Source organism: Paenarthrobacter nitroguajacolicus, assembly GCF_051027655.1.
Classification (GTDB): Bacteria; Actinomycetota; Actinomycetes; order Actinomycetales; family Micrococcaceae; genus Arthrobacter; species Arthrobacter nitroguajacolicus.
Genome location: NZ_CP073234.1, coordinates 2,159,364 through 2,178,495, shown reverse-complemented (window position 1 = coordinate 2,178,495; position 19,132 = coordinate 2,159,364). Strand labels below are relative to the sequence as shown.

The window sequence follows — 19,132 nt, the reverse complement described above, 5'->3', positions numbered from 1 at the left end:
CATAAAACCTCCAGGTGCAAGGCAACGAGCGCCGGGCTTCTTCAGCGCAAACTTCACAACTACTTGCAGGCCGATCCACTTCAGATTCGGGGAGACAGCAGTTTGAGTCAGTAATCTAGCAAGGAACTCCAGCAATCGCTAAGAAATTCCACTGCCATCCCGTATCGCTCGCGGAATCCCGTAGGACCCACTGCACGCTGACACCCCGTCCCACTTCCCTAGAACTGGGACATCCTTTACGGGATAACCCTTAGCCTATTTCTGTGCTTCGTGGGAGAGCTCGATGTCGGCTTGGGCGCGAACGCTTGGCTGGAGCAAGAATCCGCTTAGAACACCAGCGCGGGGCGTCCCCGCTTGCTGCCCTCCGCGATGAGCCGGGGGCGATGACCCGCCCGCCCACCTGCAGTCAGTCGAGTAGCGCTACGCCGAACTCAGCGACGACGGCCCGCAATTCCTTAAGGTAGTGCTGCGCTTGGTCGGTGAGCGGAATCGCGGCATGGCCGATCCAGCCGATCTCGATGCGTTCGTCAACGTCGAGCGGGATGGCGACGATCTCAGGGTCGAGCTGCCCGCTGATGATGCCCGTCGAGATCGTGTAGCCGTGGAGCCCGATCATGAGGTTGAAGATCGTGGCACGGTCAGAGACCCGGATCTCCTGCTTGCTGGACAAGGTGGAGAGAATCTCCTCGGCGAAGTAGAAGGAGTTGTTCGCACCTTGATCGAAGGTCAGCCGCGGCATGCCGGCGAGATCGGCGAGAGTCGCACGCTCTTTGGAGGCGAGCGGATTGTTCCGTGCAATAAAAATGTGCGGATCGGCGAGGAACAGCGGTGTGAACGCGAGCCCTGATTCCCGGAGCAGCTTGTCGATGACCTTCCGGTTGAAATCGTTCCGGTAAAGGATGCCTATCTCGCTGCGGAGCGTCCGGACATCCTCAATAATGTCCCAGGTACGGGACTCACGCAGGGAAAACTCGTATTCAGCCACATCGGAGGCCTTGACCATCCGGACGAAGGCGTCCACCGCGAACGAGTAGTGCTGCGTTGACACCCCGAGCAGACGTCGCCGCGGTGGCCTACCAAGGTAGCGCTGCTCGAGGAGAGCGAACTGCTCGACGACCTGTCTCGCGTAGCCGAGGAACTCTACCCCGTCGGCGGTGAGGGTGACTCCGCGGGCGGAGCGAAGCAGGAGTGCACGGCCGACCCGGGCCTCAAGGTCCTTCATCGAGGCGGACATTGTGGGCTGCGCTACGTAGAGAAGGTCGGCGGCTGCGGAGATCGACCCCTCAGCTGCAACTTCTATGAAGTACCGGAGCTGCTGGAGGGTCAATCCGCTCGAAATCTGGGGCATAGGGAAATTCTATATGAATGCATAGTAACCACTAGTTACCTGATACCCATCGAAAGGCTGCACCATGGAGACATCACCTTCTGAAAGGCCGTCTCCGGCCCATCAACGGATTGGCAGCACATGGCAGACGACTTCACCTTCAGCATCACCACCACCCCCTTTGACGAGGACTACTCCCCGTCGGAAGGCTCGCGGATTACGACGAATTTCGCCAACCTGGCACGGGGCGAGCACCGCCAGGAGAACCTCCGCAACGCCCTGACCATGATTCGGCGCCGCTTCAACGATCTCGCAAGCTGGGACAACCCGGACCGGGACCGTTACACGCTCGAGCTTGAGATCGTTTCCGTGCAGATAGAGTTCACTGCCGAAGGCACCGATCAGAAGTTCCCCCTGTTCGAGGTTCTCGACATCCAGATCGTCGACCAGCTGAACGGGGTCCGCCACCAAGGGATCGTGGGGAACAACTTCTCCTCCTACGTCCGTGACTTCGACTTCAGCGTCGTACTGCCAGCGGCATCAGCAGAGGCAGGCAAGCCCACCGTTCCCGAGAACTTCGGCGATCTTCACGGCAAACTGTTCCAGCAATTCCTCGATTCCCCGGCATGCCAACAACGCTTCCCGCAGCCGCCAGTGGTCTGCATCAGCGTCTCAACGACCAAGACATACCGGCGCACCGGAAACCATCACCCGGTCCTGGGCGTCGAGTACCAGCAGGACGACTTCTCGCTGACCGACCTGTACTTCGGAAAGATGGGGCTTCAGGTCCGCTACTTCATGCCGCCCGGCAGCGTTGCGCCGCTCGCCTTCTATTTCCGCGGCGACCTGCTCAACGACTACTCCAACCTGCAGCTCATCGGCACGATCAGCACCATGGAGACGTTCCAGAAGATCTACCGCCCGGAGATCTACAACGCGAACTCCGCCGCCGCCGTCGTCTACCAGCCGAGCCTGGGAGAGCAGGACTACTCGCGGACCCAGATCGATTACGACCGCGTCGAGCGCAGTCAGCTCGCGATCACTCAGGCGAAGTACACGGAGGAACACTTCATCACGCCCCACAAGGACCTGTTGGACCAGTGGACCGCCAAACACCCCGCTCTCGTCAACTGACCCACGGAGAATCGCCAATCATGAACACACTTTTGCCCACCACCGTTGTCGGAAGCCTGCCCAAACCATCGTGGCTCGCACAGCCGGAGACTCTTTGGTCCCCGTGGAAACTCGAGGGAGATGAGCTGCTCGAGGGCAAGCAGGATGCGCTGCGCATCGCCATCCACGAACAGAGCCGACGCGGCATCGACATCGTCAGCGACGGCGAGCAAACCCGCCAGCACTTCGTCACCACCTTCATCGAGCACCTCAGCGGGGTCGACTTTGAACAGCGCAAGACCGTGCGCATCCGCGATCGCTACGACGCGAGCGTGCCGACCGTCGTCGGACCGGTGCGCCGTGAACGGCCGGTATTCGTCGAAGACGCAAAGTTCCTCCGCGCAACCACCGACCGGCCGATCAAATGGACTCTTCCCGGTCCCATGACCATGGTGGACACCCTCTACGATGACCACTACAAGAGCCGCGAGAAGCTGGCCTGGGAGTTCGCCGCGATCCTGAACCAGGAAGCGAAAGAACTGGAGGCGGCCGGCGTGGACATCATCCAGTTCGACGAGCCCGCGTTCAACGTCTTCCTCGATGAGGTCAAGGACTGGGGCGTAGCCGCCCTGGAGAGAGCGGCAGAGGGACTGCGCACGGAGACCGCCGTGCACATCTGCTACGGCTACGGGATCAAGGCCAACAACGACTGGAAGGCCACGCTCGGCTCACAGTGGCGGCAGTACGAGGAAACGTTCCCGCTGCTTCAGAGCTCCAGCATCGACATCATCTCGCTGGAATCCCAGAACTCCCACGTGCCCATGGACCTCATCGAGCTCCTCCGCGGCAAGAAAGTCATGCTCGGGGCAATCGACGTCGCAAATGAGACCATAGAGACCCCGGAGGAAGTCGCCGACACCCTCCGCAAGGCCCTGCAGTTCGTCGATGCGGACAAGCTCATCCCCAGCTCCAACTGCGGCATGGCACCGTTCCCCCGGGACGTCGCACTGGCCAAGCTGAGCGCTCTCAGCGCAGGGACGAACATCATCCGCGAGGAACTCGCCCGCTCCGCCGCCCAGGTGTCATAACCATGTTTCACGCCTACCCCACCGACACGTGGGTCGGGGCACCGAACCAAAGCTTCCCGTCCTCCCTCTCGGCCGACGAATTCAAAGCACTGTTCCGTGGCCACCCAGGCGGTGTCGCCGTCATCACGGCGGACTCCGGCGAAGGACCCGTGGCGCTGACGGTGTCGTCGGTCGTCTCAGTGAGTGCGGAACCTCCGTTGCTGATTTTCTCGGTCTCGGCACTGTCCTCTGCCTCCGAGGTCCTTTCACGCGCCGAAACCGTCGTCGTGCACCTGCTGGACGCGCACGACATCGACTTGGCGAAGTTCGGAGCCACCCCCGGCGCCGACCGCTTTGACCAAACGCACCGCTGGTCGACCCTTGAAACCGGAGAAGCGGTTTATGACGATGTCCGCGCCTGGGTGCGCTGCGCCGTCATCAATCGCATGGAGATAGGGACCTCCACAATCATCGCCGTTCACGCCCTGGAGTCCCGCGTGATGCGTGACGTCCAAGCGGGCGAACCCGGCGACGCCTTGGTCTACCACAACCGCTCATGGCACCGTCTGGGCGAGCATTCCAAGCTTGGCGGCTAAGCGCCGCGCCAACAACGCGAGGCGCCAAGCCGAACAGCGCACGACGGCGGGAGGTAACTCCCGCCGTCGTCGTCGTTAACATAGGAGCGTCCATCGACTTCCTGGAGTGCAACCCTGGTCTGCACGCATGCGACGCTTCGGTTCGCATTCGAGAAGCTCCCACCGGAAGCGTTTTAACGGCACCGTACTGCCGATCAATGAGTTCTATCAGTCTCCGCGGACACCGAAGCGAACCGCTCGGCGCCCTCCTGCGGGAGGTCTTGAACAGCTTAGGCGAACACATCGTCGCGATGACCATCATCGAAGAGGACCGGAGGCCCACGCCCTGGAAACGAGCTTGAGCCCGAGAACTGCAGGAGCACGTTCGGCGAACCCCAACGAGACGTATCGTCCCTTATCGGCACTAGCGGATCACGCCGACTCAGTCTTTCTGGCTCTGCGCCGGGCAGCCCCATTCGAGCGCGGCCACAACGCTGGTAGACGGGCTCCTTAATAACGACCGTATTAACCGATGCGCCCGAGCCGCCAACAACCTTCATAGGAGCGACAGTGTAGAGGAAAGTCCATTGCCCGTCAGAGGAGCAATCATCGGCAAGTTTATCCAAGGCGATAATTTCCGTAAATGCGATGCCGAGGACGAGCCCCGAGAGACCGGTCCAGGGGCATCCATCAGCGCGGAATAAGGGTGTATTTGGTTGAGAGGAACTCGCTGATGCCCTCAAAACCGCCTTCCCGGCCGATACCGGACTGCTTTATACCGCCAAAGGGTGCTGCGGCGTTGGAGATGAGACCGGTGTTCAAGCCCATCATTCCTGTCTGCAGCTTTTCAATCATGCGCTGGCCGCAGTGAACGTTCTCCGTGAACACATAGCTGACCAGCCCATAGTCTGTGTCATTGGCGATTTTGACTGCTTCCTCCTCATTGGTGAATCGGATGATGCCAAGGACGGGTCCAAAGATCTCTTCGGACATCAGAGCCGAGTTGGGACTGAGCCGATCCAGGACTGTTGGCTCGAAGTAGCTGCCAGGACCTTCAATGGACTTACCTCCAGTGAGAACCGTTGCGCCGGTCGCTACGGCGTCAGCAACCAGGCGCTCAGCCTTTGCGACCGCACGGCCGTCGACCAAAGCGCCGATGTCAGTACTTTCCTCAGCTCCCCTGCCGATCTTCATTTGGGCCACCCGGTCACTCACGCGTTGAGCAAAAGCATCTGCGATTGATTCATGGACAATGATGCGGTTCGCCGCAGTGCATGCCTGGCCGATGTTACGGAACTTCGCCAGCAGGACACCGTCCACGGCTCGATCCAAATCTGCATCCTCGAAGACGATGAACGGGGCGTTACCCCCCAACTCCATGGACGTTCGCAGGACATTCTGGGCTGCGGCTTCAAGGAGCTTTATACCGACAGGGGTCGAACCGGTGAAGCTGAGCTTTTTGAGGCGGGAGTCCTTTAACAGCGCGCTGGACTGGTCGGCCGGCGAGGTGGTAGGAACAACATTTACAACTCCTGCCGGCAGGCCCGCTTCTTCGAGCAGTTGTACTAAGAAGATGGTTGTCAGCGGAGTCAGTTCGGCGGGTTTGATGACAACCGTGCAGCCGGCCGCCAAGGCTGGGGCTATCTTGCGGGTTGCCATAGCCAGGGGGAAATTCCACGGCGTGATGAAGTAGGTGGGCCCGACCGGAAGGTGCGATACGACGATGTTGCCAGCACCCTCAGGAGTAGGACGATAGTCCCCGCGGACACGTACAGCCTCCTCCGAGAACCAGCGCAGGAACTCGCCTCCATAGGTCACTTCGGCGCGCGCCTCGGAGATCGGCTTGCCCATTTCGATGCTAATGAGCAGTGCAAAGTCCTCGTGGCGATCCATGAGAAGGTCGAACGCTCGGCGCAGGATGTTTGAGCGTCCGCGCGTGGAAGTCTCAGCCCAAGCCTCCTGCGCCGTTACGGCAGCTTCGAGCGCCATCAGGGCATCGTCGACGGTCGCATCGGCGATAGTTTTGATGACTTCCCCGGTTGCCGGGTCTTGCACGTCGAATGTCGCACCGGTCGAAGAGGGCTGCCACGTCCCTCCGATGCAGAGACCGGTTTGCACCTGGTTTATTAATTCTTGCTCGTGGGGTTTTAAAGTCATCGCTGTCCTTCTAAGTATGTGTAGTTGGTTTGCTGTGGTTCAGGCATTTGCTTTTAAGGCGTCCCCCACGACCTGAAGGCCCTCGCGCAACAAGTCATTTGATATGGACAACGGCGGCAGGAACCGAAGCACATTGCCATACGTGCCGCATGTAAGTACCAGCACGCCGTCCTGGCCTGCCTTCCTCGCGATCGCAGAAGTCAGCGCCGCAGCCGGTCTCTGAGTGCCCGTTTCAACGAACTCGATGCCGATCATGGCACCGCGGCCGCGGATATCGCCGACACGGTCATCCTCCGCCGCTAGACCGGCGAAGAAATCGGTGATGATGGCACCGATTGCCCGTGCACGTTCCGTCAGGTTGTCCTTCTCATAAATTTCAATAGTTGCCAGAGCGGCAGCACAGGCGATGGGGTTCCCTGCATAGGTACCCCCGAGTCCTCCCCCCACAGCGGAGTTCATGATGTCCATACGGCCAGTAACTGCCGAAAGAGGAAGCCCACCGGCCAGTCCCTTGCCGAACGTCATCAGGTCCGGAACTATGCCCTCGTGGTTGGCAGCGAACATGTCACCAGTACGGGCAAAGCCGGTCTGCACCTCGTCCAGTATGAAAATCACCCCGTTCTGGGATGTCCATTCCTGTAGCGCCGGTAGAAAACCGTTGGCAGGGGCGATGAAGCCGCCTTCACCCTGAATGGGTTCGATGATGACGGCAGCGACATTTTCGGCACCGATCTGCTTCTCGAGTTGAAGTATCGATCGTGCAGCTGCCTCAGGGCCTGTGAGTCCGTCTCGGTAGCTATAGGAGGCAGGGACCCGGTAGATCTCGGGGGCGAAGGGTCCAAACCCGTTCTTATAGGGCATGTTCTTTGCGGTCATTCCCATGGTGAGGTTGGTTCGCCCATGGAACGCGTGGTCAAAGACAACCACCGCCTGCCTGCCGGTGTAGTGGCGAGCGATCTTGACCGCATTCTCCAGGGCTTCAGCACCGGTGCTGAAAAGGGCCGAGCGTTTTTCGTGCTCACCAGGGGTGATGGCGTTGAGCTTCTCGGCAACTTTGACGTAGCCCTCATAGGGGGCGATGGTGAAACAGCTGTGTGTGAACTGCTCGACCTGCCGCCGCACCGCCTGCACCACAGCGGGGGCTGAATTACCGACGCCGGTGACGGCTATGCCGGAACCGAGGTCAATGAGGGAGTTGCCATCGGCGTCGATCAGCACCCCGCCTCCGGCGGCTACTACTGAAATTGGGAGCACTCCGCCGGTACCTGTTGCGACGGCCGCATCTTTGCGTGCCAGCAGTTCCTGCGATTTCGGGCCGGGGATTGTGCTCACGAGCTTCCGCACCTGGGGGAGAGTGGGGCCGCCTGTTGTTGGTGGAGCTGACATGGTTGACCTCTTCGTTCAAGAGTTGTTGAGGAGACTTTTTGGTGACCAGTGCGTGGGGCGTCTGCGGAATTTCCGGGAGGACGAGGCAGATGCATCAGCCAATGAGCACCGAATACCCGCATGTGCGGTGTTCTTGGTTGGAGATCGCCTTGGTTGGGCTTCTTCGGCAGTGGCGATTAGATCCAGCGGTGCGCCGCCGGCGCGGGGCCGATCTCACGTCCATCCGCATTGATCACCACGACGCCATCGTGACCACGTCCGGTGGCCCAGGTCAGGAGGTTTGTAAGTGTGCCGGAGATTGTCAGAATGTCGCCGCCTGCCGCTTCGGTTTGTCCTTCACCGCCAGGCTGAAAGTCCGTGTGGGCGTCTGTTAGGACAGCGCGCACGTAATGGCCGTCCCGGACCTCCCAAGTAGTTAACACATCCTGCAGGATGCGGGCTGCGGCTGGCTGGGGAATGTCCTGGACGGTTGCCCCGTTGTTGAGGTCGATGGCATGCAACCATAGTTCGCGGGCCCGCATCCAAATAGTCTCGGAAATGGGAATCATGCGCCCTTGTGCGTTCTTTACCTTGTAGGTCCAGCGATCGTCGGGAAGATTCGTCCAGGCTTCTTCGAGCCGTGCGGCCTCCCGCGATGAGAGCCGGGCAAGACTCGTGTGGGAGAGTGTCGACCCGAGGTCGATCTCATCCGCCCGTGACTCAGGCGATTCGTACATCGGATTCTCGATCCCTGTCTGCGCCCACTGAACCAATCGGGCAAGTGCTCGGGCGTTGTAGCCGATGTGCGCGATGACGTGCGCCCGGGTCCATCCGGGCAGGAGCGATTCGCCTTGAAGGTCCTCGGGGTCCGGATCGCGGATCAGCCGGTCAAAGCTTGCCTGTCCGTCGCGCGCGAGGGCGAGATCCAATGCGATCGTTGTGGCCGGTTCTTCGGCCGGGTCTGTATCCGATAGCGAACGCGTTGAACTTTTTACTTCGTGCACCGTTAGATCCTTTTTGTTGTGTGCGTTTGGGTTGGGATATTCGGTCGTCAGTTGGTGACCGACAGGAGCTGCAATTCAGGTGTCGAATTCTTATGAGCTTCCCGCGCGTCATAGCTCAGCCGGCCGCCAAGAATCGTGGCCACGACGTCGATCTCGGCGATGTTGCGGGCCGTCAGTGGCGATTCCGAGAACACCGTGAAATCGGCGAGTTTGCCGCGTTCCAGCGTGCCCTTGTCCCGGAATTGACCGGTGGCGCGGGCAGCCCACTCTGTGTGCGTTCTAAGTGCTTCCTCAGGGGTGATGGCCTCCCCTGCGGCGAAAGGCATGCCTTTGTCCGTCCGCCGGTCAACGGCTGATTGCATGCCCCTGCGCAGGTTGTTATCTGCTACCGGCAGGTCGGAAGATCCTGCGAGAAGGGCTCCCGCGTCGATAACGGACCGGCCCCTGTATAGCCAGGCTTCCCGGTCGGGCCCAACCAGAGTCACAATCTGATCGCCTAAGGGACCAATGAATCCTGCTTGGGGGGCCACTGCGATGCCGAGGATACCGGCGCGAACGACTTGGTCCGGGCGGGACATGCCGAAATGCTCGATGCGGCAAGGTGCTTCGCCGCGGCCGTATCTGTCCTGCGCCTCCTCGATGAGGTCCATTGCCAGGTCGATGGCTACATCGCCAATGGCGTGCAGCGCCAGGGGCCACCCGGCACGATAGGCACTCAAGGCGCGCTCCCGGTAAGTGCCTGGTTCGGCCAAGAGGTAGCCGGTGTTGTGATCGTGTCCGCAGAAGGATTCGGTTACTGCAGCGGTTGCTCCCAGCAGAGAGCCGTCAAGGAAGACTTTGACGTGTCCGAACCGGACGTAGTCATCTCCGAAGCCGTAACGCACTCCCAAGCCCAGTCCAAGACCTGCTCCTTGATGGTGGAAATCGGCGGGATGCCCCGTTATGGGTTGCAGCGCGTCCATGGCGGGCATCAGCTGTGCGCGTGCATGAAGATGACCGGTTTCGGCGGCGGTCTGGTACGCAGCAACCTCGACAGGGCTGTGGCCGATCCAGCCGCCGCCGATGCCGGCTTCGGTGAAGCTGGTTATCCCTTGTGCCGCGTATCGTTCGGTCGCGGCATCCAAGGCCCTAACGATTCTCTCGGTGGAATACGGAAGTAGCAGTGCCTGCACCAATCCCTGTGCTGCTTCTTCCAAGACACCGGTAGGATTTCCGTCGGCGTCCCGCACCACAATTCCTCCTGCCGGGTCCTGGAAGGTCGGATGCGATGCCCCGAACAGGTGCAACGTGGCGCTGTTAGTGATTGATGAATGTCCGGAAGCGTGCCGAAGGTACAGCGGGCGATTACCAGTTATGTCATCAATACGTCCTATGTCGGGGAAGAGTCCCCCATGGTGGGCTTGGTTGAAACCCGTACCGTGAACCCAAGCCTCGGCATCACCGGAGAGACGTTCTACTTCAGCCTCGATCTTGGAGTAAACGTCTTCGAGTCCCCTGCACCCGCTCAGGTCCACCGCATCCAGGCCCAAACCCCACCATGTTGTGTGGCAGTGGGCATCAATAAGGCCCGGGGTAATGCACGCATCACCGAAGTCAAGGCTTCGCTCCGCCTCCATGCTTGCGATTTCGTCATCAAAGCCAACGATACGTTCGCCTATGACTCCGACAGCCGTCGCAATGGGCCGGTCGGGGTCCATGGTGCGAATCTCGTTCGCCCGGACAAGAAGGTCGAGCTTCATGGTGAAGTTCCTTTCTGGGGACCACTCTCATCTTTACTGTGATGAGAGTGACCGTTCTTTAGACGAGTGCCGGCTCGGACTTGTCAGCATTGGGCAGCCCTATCGGCAGCAAGCCAAGTGGGTTCCTGCGCGACGAGCGGGCCCAGTCCGAGGTGGCAATCGAGGCGACTGCCCAAGCCGTTCTTGTCAGTGCTTGAAGCCGGGCAGATTCACGCTGAAACGGGGTGCGATTGCACCAGCCGAAGCGGTAATGATCGAGATGAGTACAAGCATCGCGGCGGCGGGCCACCAGTGATTCCCGGCGGCTGCAACTACACCCGTGACAATCAAGGGGACAAAGCCCGCCACCATGGCTGAGGTGTTGTTTGCGACAGCCACACCCGTAAAGCGGGTCTTGGCTTCAAACAGGCCCGTCAGAACCGCGCCGGTGCCGGCGTACGGGAAGGAGAGAGTCGATACTGCAAGGACCATGGCGATTACGACAAGAACAGGATTACCTGAGGTGAGCAGCAGGAACGCAGGAACGGCTACGGCTGCGGAGGCAATACCGCCCCACAGTATGACCCGGCTTGAGCCATATTTAGCGCCGAGGCGTCCGCTCCAGACAATGACAAAGATTTCTACAACTGCGGCGGCGATAGTGCCTAGCAACATCAGGGTTGACGGGTACTTGAGGACGTTGACTCCGTACCAGACGCAGAACGTGGTGACCAGATAGAAGCCGCCCATGCCGAGTAGGCACGAAGCCATACCGATCAAGAGCTGTCGCCAAGAGTGCTTAAAGGTGGTGCGGACAGGGGTCTGCTCAATTTCGCCGGCTTCTTCGATTTGGCGGAACACAGGCGACTCTTCGAGCTTGCTGCGGATGTAAATGGCAATGAGCAGCAGGGGCAGGGAAATGAGGAACGGGATACGCCAGCCCCACGCGTCAAAGTTTTCTTTGGTGAAGAGGATCGTGACCAGGAAGAACCCTCCGGAAGACAGTATCGTCCCGATGGGGGAACCAATCAGTGGAATCACGGCGTACCGGGCTCGAAGGTGTAACGGGGAGTTTTCTACCACCAAGGTCAGGGCCCCTGACCACTCTCCACCGACAAAGAGGCCCTGTACTACCCGCAACAACACGAGCAGAACTGGAGCGGCAATACCGATTGCGGCATAAGTCGGCAGCACCCCGATAAGGCCAGTAATCATGCCAATGCCAATGATCGTGATCATCAGGGTCTTGCGGCGGCCGATCCGGTCACCCATGCTGCCGAAGATGATTCCGCCGAGGGGTCTGGCAGCAACGCCAACCCCAAAGGTGGCGAACGAGGCCAAAGCCGCTGCGGTCGGGTTGCCGCTTGTGAAGTACTGAACGTTGAACACCAGTGCCGCTGCGGCACTGAAAAGGAAAAAGTCGTAGTACTCAAGTGCGGAGCCGATCAATGCGCCCAACGCGACCTTGTTCGCGTCTTTCCTGCTCAGCTCTTTGACGGCATGTTGCTCAATATTCGCCGTCTGTAGTGTCTCACTCATTGTCTTCTCCGTTGATGCGTGATCCGGTTTACGTTTACGTGAATCTTCCGCAAACATCTTGTTCAATGAGGTTCTCAGGAGTTATGGCCATTTTCGCACAGCATTCACCGCGATTTTCTTGGTGAAAAAAGTGCATATGCACATATTGTGGGAAGCATGGACATGAACCAACCCCGGCTTAGCGGTGGTCCGGAGCCCCACGATTCCATGCGCTGGCAGGAGCTGCTGGACGAGCTCGACGTTGAGGAGCTCACCGAGGCGTTTCTTTCTCGAATTACGGCGATCCCCGGTTACGACCCTGCCCCGATCCCCCTTTCCGAGATACGGCGGACGGGGCGCCTGGCCTTCGAGGCCATGGTTACCGGCCTACGTGAAGGTGGGCTTCATGAGGCAGTCGCTGTAGCCGCTGATGTCGGGGTCTCCCGAGCACGAGCGGGAATCCCCATCACCTCATTGATGTCAGCTATCCGCCTTGATTACAACGTCCTTTGGGAGGCCCTTACCAGGGTTGCAACACCGGAGGATGCAACGCTGGTGGTTCGTCACACCTGGATTGTGCTCGACACCGTCGACGAATACGCGGGACAGACTCAGCGGGCATTCATCGCAGAACGGGAGCGTATGCAGGACGAAGCATTTTCCGTACGGCAGGGCCTGCTGGCGGAACTCTTCCAGACACCCGAAATGACGGACGAACAGCTGCGCACCATCGCCGGTGAGCTTGAAATTTCCCCTGCCGGCCCCCTGATAGTGGTAGGTGCCGAGCCCGATGAGATGCCTGCCCTGAGGGTCTTTATCGCCGAAGCCGAACGCGCAGGCAGAAACGTGTTCTCTCATCATCGTGGTGACGCACTCATTGCGTTCACAACGCAACTCGGAGGCACAGATCCCAAGCGCGATGCGTTCCGACGCAATTTGCTCACCATCAGAGTAGGACTTACCGATGCTGATATGGGCCTTCGGGGTCTACGTCAAGCAGCAAACATCGCCCGAGATCTCGCTAGGGTGTTCCGAAGCGGTGAACATGGTGCAATGACTTGGAAGCGGGGCTGGGCCAGACTTGCCAACCGGAGCCTAATACTGGCAGGGCACCCGGTCCTGACAGACGTCACAGCAGCTCTTTCAAGCTGCACTAGGGCGGAACGGGGCCGTTTGGAAGAGTCCGTTCGCAGCTACCTCCGTACCGGCAGCGTCGGAGACTCGGCAGTAGAGCTTTTTTGTCATCGGAATACGTTGACAAACCGTCTACGTCGATTCGCGGAAATCACAGGGATCGATCCTACCGTCCCACAGGACGCTGCGCGCCTCGTCGTCGGGTGGGCATGAGGACGTTCTGCCCTATAAAGCATGTCGTTGCCTCTACCGTCAGGTCGGAAATCCTGGTTATTGCGCCCTGATCCGACGCGCCTAAGGATTCGCGACGTACTTCCCCGGCCCGACGGAAGGGCGCTTATGGTCGATGTGGTGGGCTTGGACGTGCACGCCCCGACAAGCGTGTGAACTCTAAGTGATCGTCGACCTTGGAAGGGACCGGCATCCGCGCCGGACATTCCCCCATTTAGTCGTAGTTACGCGTCGACGACACCGAAAAGACCTCCCCCAAAGCGCCCGGTCGCCCGTGGCGGCTGGGCTCTCGCCTCGCTGCGGCCCTGCAGATGGAGCGCCTGCGAACGGGCGTCATATCGTCCGGGCCATTACACGCGATGAGTAGATGTAGGCCAAAGAAGTGGAAGGAAATGGCTGTGATCAGGCTCAATAAAGGAGATTTAAGTGTGGACAATGTCCACACCCCATTGGCCTAACAAAGCTCTCCTGAGTCAAGCCTCTTAACTCCGACTTCGAGCCACCACCAAGAACTTTGACGCAAGATCTCGAAGTTATGTTGCGTTCAGTCCCTCTATTCAAAAAGGGGTGTAGGACAACAACGTCCTACCGGACGCACAAGAAAGGAACCCATAGCCCCAGTACAGAGCAAGCGAGGACCCACCAGCCACACTCCTGATCCCGCTCCCCCACAATCGCACAGGCGACCCGCGGCGCCAGGCACACCCCACGGCCCGTGTCAGAGGGGACCGGACAACCAGAATGTACACACGTTAACCGCAAGACCACCTCTGACGCGGGGGTCTGCTGTGCCCGAGGTGAGACTCGAACGGGATTCAGGGCCTTGGAAGTGGCGGAAACGTGCGGAATCTTGGGCAGTCCGTGGGCTGTACGGGCCAGTCCGTGGCGGAAAGTGTGGACGTTGTCCACACAGCTCATCTACGTCAGATTAGCCAGGGCCTAGTAACAGGGCACGGCAAATTCGTATGTATATGCACTAAACGAAGCCATCCCTCTGTAGTACTGAGCACCGCCCGACCGCGACGAGGTGGCGCCCCTAAGCGTTTCGACTAAGAGGCGCCACCGGTGAAGCATCCCGGAATCAGGCTTCCAGCGTGACCCTCGTGGCCCCGGGGACCCGCGCAGCCTGGAGTTCCAGCAGTTCGGCTCGCAGTGAGGTATCCATGGCCGCATCCAGAACCGTGAGTGCCAGAACGGTGGCGCCGTCGAGTATGGCTTCGTCCGCCTCCGGTGAGATCGCGGCGGCGGTAAAATCCGGGTGGTGCGGGACCGCAGTGCTGTTGCGCACAACCACCATGCCGTGCACGGACGGGATTACTTGGGAGACGTTGCCCATATCGGAGGAGCCGCCGCCGAAGATGGGCGACGTGTCCACGGGCCTTCCGACAGCTTCCATGTTGGCGTCCCATGCTTCACCCAGCCCGGCGTGGGTATTGAGCGGAGCGTAGGGGTGTTCGGTCTGCCGGTGCGTCCACGTGCATCCGGTGGCGATGGCCGCACCTTCGAAGCACGCGAGGACTCGCCGCTTGAGGTCCCGCCACACGTCGACGTCTCCTGCGCGGACTTCCACCTGAACCGTGGAGTCGCCTGCGATGACGTTGGTTGCGCCGCCGCCGTGCGAGATGAACGCGTTGGTGTTTGCGTTCTCCGGCAGGTGCTGCCGCAGGACGGCCATGTTCATCAGCGCCAGGCTCGCCGCCGCACCGGCGTTGATGGCCTTGTCCGGGGCGCCGGCTGCATGGGCTTCGCTGCCTTTGAACTGCACTTCGAAGCGCTCGACGGCGGCCATACTGAAAGCCGCAGCGCTCCGCTCAGTGCCCGTCATGCCATGCACCATGAGGGAGAACGCTGCGTCCTCCCACGCTCCTGCCTGGAGCAGTGAGACTTTTCCCCCGCCGTGTTCTTCCGCGGGGGTGCCGAGGAGTTTGATCCGTAGTCCGGCGGCGTCAGCCACGGGCTTGAGGGCCAGCGCGGCGCCCACACCGGCTGCTGCGATCATGTTGTGTCCGCACGCATGGCCGACTTCGGGGAGGGCATCGTATTCGGCACAGATGACCACGGTCAGCTCGCCGCTGCCGTAGACGGCTTCGATCGCCGTCGGAACATCATAGGCGCGTTCGGTCACTTCGAAGCCGCCGCCTCGGAGGACAGCGGCCACGGCCGCTGCTGAGTCGTGTTCTTCCCAGGAGATCTCTGCCAGTGCGTGGACCTTGTGGCTAAGTTCCAGGATGGAAGGCCCGACGGCGGCAGCGGACTCGCGTACGGTGTCGCGCAGGGTGTCCTGGGAGGTGGTGTCGATGGAAACGGTCATTGTTGATCCTTCGTGTCGAGGTGAACTAGTTGGCAGGTTCGAGGACGTCGTCGATATTCGATGACGATGTGGTTGATTCGAACGGTGTGCTCCGGGCTTGGCGGATGAAGAGCACGGTCACGGCGAAGAGGACGCAGACTCCGGCGCAGATCCACCAGACGGCGTGGAAGGACAGTTCGGTGGCGGCCCGCGTTCCGTTGGCGGTTGGTGTGGTGAGTGCTGCCATCAGTAGCGCGAAGAGTGCACCGGCGACTCCTCCGGCGGCGGTGCGGGCTGTGTTGTACAGCCCCGAGGCGATCCCCACTGAATCGGCTGCTGCCCGCTGGACCACCAAAGTGGGGAGCGTGCCGCTGACCAGCCCTGCGCCGAGCCCGGCCATGACGAGCCACACCGCGAAGGTCACCAGGGTACCCGGCGCTAGGATCATCAGGACATACGCGATGGCGCTAAGCCCTCCTCCAAGAGCCACACTCCGCGGGCCACCGATCAGCCGGGATGCTCGGTCGCTGAGCGAGGCACCCAGGAAGGCCGCAAGCGCCATGATGCTGAGCATTGTTCCCGCGGCAGAGGCTGCAGCGCCGAAGCCGAATCCCAGCGTGGCCGGATCGGAGCGCAGGTAGACGGAGATGGGTGCTTGCGCGCCGAACAGTTGCGCGCCGTAAAGGAAGGCGACGACAATCGGGAGACCAATGCCGCCACGAAGGAGCATGGTGAGGTCCACCAAGGGGTGTTCTGTCCTGCGGGCTGAAACCACCCAGCCGGCCAAGAGGGCGATGCCGACCACCATCGCGAGGGCCGTGGTCAGCGGGGGCCACGTTGAGAGATTTGAAGCGCCTCCGAGGAGAGCCGCCAAGCCACCGCCAAGGAGTGCAGCACCGAGATAATCCACCCGGCCTTTGCTCCGCAACGGGCTTTCCTTGACGAAGAACGCGATGCCGGGGACGCACAGGGCCATGAAGATCGCTGGCATCAACAGAGTGATGGAAAGGCTCTCAGTAGCGTCCAGGACAAATCCGGCCAGGAAACCGCCGATCGTTGCGCCGAGGGTCAATGCCGCCACAAGCCTGCCGATGCTTCGCCCGGAGCGTTCAGAGTCGCGTTGATGGACGATGGCGAATTCCAAAGGGAGGAAAACGGCCAGCGGGGCTTGGATAGCACGTCCCAGAAGGAACAGTTCGTAGTTTGGGGCGAAGGCAACCAAGACGGAAGCCGCGGCAACGATGGCCGTGGAGATCATGAGTATCCGCTTGTGGCCGTGGATGTCACCCAGCTTGGACAGCAAAGGGACCACCAACACTGTCGCCAGCAAGTAGGCGGCGCTGATCCAATTCAGCGATGCTGCCGAGACTCCATGGTGTTCACCAATGGAAGAGAACAATGGATTTAGCCAGCCCTGAAGGATGCCACTGCCAAGCTCCATGACCACCAGGAAACCGACGGCGCCTGCCGCCGTGGTGGATTTCTGCGCCGTTGTACGCATGTGCGCTCCGATGTGATGAGAAGTGAACGGGATCACAACATCATGGAAGCGCCGTGTTTCCAGTTGATGAAATTGCAGCTTTCCGTGGATACTCTGTTTCTTATGCCGGAAAACATGCTTCATCCCCTCGAGGAGCGTCTCATCCATGCTCTTCAGATCGAAGGCCGGGCGCCATGGAGTGAACTCGCCCCCATGATCGGAGTCGACGCCGTAACCCTCGCCAGGCGCTGGGACTCCCTGAGGGAACGCGGGCTCGCATGGGTCACCGGCATCTTCCCCGGCGGAGCATCGGCACTGGTGGACATCACGTGCAAACCCCAGCAAACGGGCGAAGTGGCCCGCCAACTGGCACAGATCCCGGAAGTGATGACCCTCGACCACACCTCCGGCGGACGGGATCTATTGGCCACGGTCCTCGCTGACACCCCGCTCGCCATCTGGGACACAGTGACCAACCGCATCGGAAGTTTGGAAGGCGTCAGGAATACCCGGACCCACCTCGTTACCGAAGTAGTCATGGAGGCCTCAGATTGGAGGCTCCGTGCCCTCACACCACAAGAGGCAGCAAGGGTCCCCCGCCCTCGCCCACCACGGGCAAGGGCGCCGCGGACCGTGCACCCGGACGTCGAAGCCGCGCTCCGCCATTGCCTGGCCGAAGATGGGCGGCGCCCCGTCAGCCGGATTGCCGCAGAACATGGCCTAAGCGAGCAGCGCGTCGCGGATGGGCTGGCCCGCATGCGCGCCGATGGCATGCTGCGGATACGCACGGACGTCGCGCGGACGGTCACGGGTTGGCCCGTGTACGCCTGGTACTTCATGCGGACCGCCGCCAAGCACGTTCAGCAGATGAAAGGGCTCATGGCTAAGATTCCTGAAGCCCGAACGGCGCTGGCCGTCGCGAGCCAGTACAACCTGGTGGTGGCCGTTTGGCTGAAGGAAATGTCCGATGTCATGCGCTTCGAGGCTGCCATGGAAGCTGCAGTGCCGAGCGCCCGCATCGTTGACCGCAGCGTGGTGTTCAGGATGAGCAAGCACCTGGGCCGGCTCATCGATGAACAAGGGGCCGCGACGCTGGGATTCGTCCACCCGTCGTCGGAAAGTAGCTGAGACCGCAGTTCTGAGGTTAAGTGGTCCTAAAACCTGGGAGGTCCCGTGCTCGATATCCGACGCCTGCAAATCCTCAAGACCCTTGAGGTTGAGGGAACCATGACGGCCGTTGCCGCCAAGCTTCATATGACAACGTCGGCGGTCAGCCAGCAGTTGGCCGTGCTTGAACGGGAGGCCGGGCTGGCGCTCCTGATCCGCGCCGGCCGGAAAGTGCGGCTGACGGAAGCCGGAGTCATGCTGGTGAAGCATTTTGGCCGGATAGCTGCTGAAGTTGAGGCGGCCGAGGCGAACTTAAGGAAGCTTCAGACAGATGTCCGTGGACACCTCTCCATCAGCGCTTTCCCCAGCTTTTGCAGCACGGTGCTCCCCGCCGCCGTCATGTCCCTTCAGGCCAGCTACCCGCGACTCGACATCACCGTGTCCGACCTCGAACCATTCGAAAGTGTGGCCCAGTTGAGGGAAGGGCACATCGATGTCGCAGTGGTGGATGACCTGCACGACATCCAAGATGAGGGGCTCGTGAAGACTATTCTGGCCCGCGATGAAATCATCCTCTGCCTCCCCCAGGACCGGGAGGCACCGGACGCTGCGACGCTGGCCGACTACGCCGATGAACGGTGGATCCTGGACCAGGAAGGCAGCGTTTTTCAGCAATTCGTCCTGCAAACCTGCCGCGACGCTGGATTCGAGCCGAACGTCATAGCCCACTGTCGAAACCTGATGGCCACCCTGGGATTGGTCCGTGGTGGCCTCGGGGTCGCCTTGATGAGTGAACTGAACCTCGGCCGGGAAACGGAAGACCTGGTGGTGCGTCGAGTAGATCCAAGCTGCGGCCGCAACATCATTGTCTTGCACCGGGCGGCCAGCCGGGAATCGCCGGCAGTAGCCGCCGTCGTCGACGAACTGCGGAAAGCGACCGACGCCCGCCCGAAAGCTTGACGCGCGTTGGCGACCAGGCCAATTGTTAAGTTCTGCTTGACGTTCCGTTCAAAATTTTCCGATGGACGCTGATCGAGTTCGCACCC

The 19,132-nt window shown here is 60.7% G+C and carries 14 protein-coding genes; 6 read left to right on the top strand and 8 right to left on the bottom strand.

Going from position 1 to position 19,132, the window contains the following annotated elements:
• Positions 1 to 406: 406 nt before the first annotated feature.
• Positions 407 to 1,348: a LysR family transcriptional regulator gene (locus KCX59_RS10400; RefSeq protein WP_179018227.1), complete on the bottom strand. Its 942-nt coding sequence runs from the start codon at positions 1,346 to 1,348 to the stop codon at positions 407 to 409.
• A 120-nt stretch (positions 1,349 to 1,468) separates the two neighbouring features.
• Between KCX59_RS10400 and KCX59_RS10395 the strand changes: the two genes are divergently transcribed.
• From KCX59_RS10395 to KCX59_RS10385, 3 genes are read left to right on the top strand one after another with little or no spacing between them, the layout of a single operon-like run.
• Positions 1,469 to 2,461, top strand: a complete 993-nt coding sequence (locus KCX59_RS10395) for a DUF1852 domain-containing protein (RefSeq protein WP_179018228.1) — start codon at positions 1,469 to 1,471, stop codon at positions 2,459 to 2,461.
• A gap of 20 nt (positions 2,462 to 2,481) precedes the next feature.
• Complete coding sequence (locus KCX59_RS10390; RefSeq protein ID WP_179018229.1) at positions 2,482 to 3,528, top strand: methionine synthase; 1,047 nt, start codon at positions 2,482 to 2,484, stop codon at positions 3,526 to 3,528.
• A gap of 2 nt (positions 3,529 to 3,530) precedes the next feature.
• A complete protein-coding gene (locus KCX59_RS10385) occupies positions 3,531 to 4,103 on the top strand; it encodes a flavin reductase family protein (protein ID WP_179018230.1) in 573 nt (190 codons plus the stop codon).
• A 669-nt stretch (positions 4,104 to 4,772) separates the two neighbouring features.
• Here KCX59_RS10385 and KCX59_RS10380 read toward each other — a convergent pair.
• The 5 genes from KCX59_RS10380 to KCX59_RS10360 form a co-directional block, all read right to left on the bottom strand.
• Positions 4,773 to 6,239: an NAD-dependent succinate-semialdehyde dehydrogenase gene (locus KCX59_RS10380; RefSeq protein WP_178992833.1), complete on the bottom strand. Its 1,467-nt coding sequence runs from the start codon at positions 6,237 to 6,239 to the stop codon at positions 4,773 to 4,775.
• Between the two features lie 39 nt (positions 6,240 to 6,278).
• Positions 6,279 to 7,625, bottom strand: coding sequence for a 4-aminobutyrate--2-oxoglutarate transaminase (gene gabT, locus KCX59_RS10375; RefSeq protein WP_179018231.1), 1,347 nt, complete (start codon positions 7,623 to 7,625; stop codon positions 6,279 to 6,281).
• Positions 7,626 to 7,801: 176 nt separating this feature from the next.
• Positions 7,802 to 8,608, bottom strand: coding sequence for a maleylpyruvate isomerase family mycothiol-dependent enzyme (locus KCX59_RS10370; protein WP_370629213.1), 807 nt, complete (start codon positions 8,606 to 8,608; stop codon positions 7,802 to 7,804).
• Positions 8,609 to 8,655: 47 nt separating this feature from the next.
• Complete coding sequence (locus KCX59_RS10365; protein ID WP_178992835.1) at positions 8,656 to 10,347, bottom strand: amidohydrolase; 1,692 nt, start codon at positions 10,345 to 10,347, stop codon at positions 8,656 to 8,658.
• Between the two features lie 186 nt (positions 10,348 to 10,533).
• The gene (locus tag KCX59_RS10360; protein ID WP_178992836.1) at positions 10,534 to 11,865 is read right to left on the bottom strand and encodes an MFS transporter; all 1,332 of its coding nucleotides are present in this window, start codon (positions 11,863 to 11,865) and stop codon (positions 10,534 to 10,536) included.
• Positions 11,866 to 12,021: 156 nt separating this feature from the next.
• Here KCX59_RS10360 and KCX59_RS10355 point away from each other — a divergent pair, with 156 nt between their 5' ends.
• Complete coding sequence (locus KCX59_RS10355) at positions 12,022 to 13,191, top strand: helix-turn-helix domain-containing protein (protein WP_179018232.1); 1,170 nt, start codon at positions 12,022 to 12,024, stop codon at positions 13,189 to 13,191.
• A gap of 1,099 nt (positions 13,192 to 14,290) precedes the next feature.
• Here the strand turns inward: KCX59_RS10355 and KCX59_RS10350 are convergent.
• Positions 14,291 to 15,520, bottom strand: coding sequence for an amidohydrolase (locus KCX59_RS10350; protein ID WP_179018233.1), 1,230 nt, complete (start codon positions 15,518 to 15,520; stop codon positions 14,291 to 14,293).
• 25 nt (positions 15,521 to 15,545) lie between these two features.
• On the bottom strand, positions 15,546 to 17,000 hold the full coding sequence (locus KCX59_RS10345) for an MFS transporter (protein ID WP_179018234.1): 1,455 nt from the start codon (positions 16,998 to 17,000) through the stop codon (positions 15,546 to 15,548).
• A 102-nt stretch (positions 17,001 to 17,102) separates the two neighbouring features.
• Here KCX59_RS10345 and KCX59_RS10340 point away from each other — a divergent pair, with 102 nt between their 5' ends.
• Positions 17,103 to 18,107 (top strand): Lrp/AsnC family transcriptional regulator, encoded by a 1,005-nt coding sequence (locus KCX59_RS10340; protein WP_434122664.1) that lies wholly within the window; start codon positions 17,103 to 17,105, stop codon positions 18,105 to 18,107.
• Between the two features lie 45 nt (positions 18,108 to 18,152).
• Positions 18,153 to 19,046, top strand: coding sequence for a LysR family transcriptional regulator (locus KCX59_RS10335; RefSeq protein WP_179018236.1), 894 nt, complete (start codon positions 18,153 to 18,155; stop codon positions 19,044 to 19,046).
• Positions 19,047 to 19,132 lie beyond the last annotated feature (86 nt).